Source organism: Neisseria sp. HMSC061B04, assembly GCF_001836705.1.
Taxonomy (GTDB): Bacteria; Pseudomonadota; Gammaproteobacteria; order Burkholderiales; family Neisseriaceae; genus Neisseria.
Genome location: NZ_KV830238.1, coordinates 1 through 510, shown reverse-complemented (window position 1 = coordinate 510; position 510 = coordinate 1). Strand labels below are relative to the sequence as shown.

Annotated in this window: 1 protein-coding gene; it reads right to left on the bottom strand. The window is 47.6% G+C overall.

Features of this window, described 5'->3' with window-relative positions:
- Positions 1-510, bottom strand: a 510-nt coding sequence (locus tag HMPREF2661_RS10840; protein ID WP_283140447.1) for a zonular occludens toxin domain-containing protein, incomplete at both ends; no start/stop codon positions are given.

The window sequence follows — 510 nt, the reverse complement described above, 5'->3', positions numbered from 1 at the left end:
CGGCCGATTTGTAAACGCCAAATGCTTTTTTATCGAGTTTGTAAACGCTTTTAACGCCGTTCGCTATATCGCCGTTTGCTTCGGGGTTGGCGCATCTTTCCCACTCGACCATACGCCGAACGCCTAGGCTGGTTTTGCCGATATGGCAATGATGACCTATCAGGCTTCTGACATTTGCATCTATAAGCCGTGGGTGTTGTGTCAATAAAAAAATGTCTATGCCTTTATGTCGGTGTGTTTCAAGCTCAGCAACATAATCAGGAACTTTTGAACCGCTTGGGCGTGGACGGAATACGCGTTGACACTCATCGATAACGAGGATCGCGCCAGTAGGTGCCCATTTGTGCCACGTCTGCATTGTTTCGCCTTCAGGGATTGGCAGATTCGGGATGATTTGGCCGTCAACTTCAGGAATTCCGTCAAGGTAAAGCGGACGGTTTTTTAAATCGTCTCTTGTCATCAAGTCCGAGATCATTTTTAATGTTTTGCCCGAACCGGGTACGCCTGTTA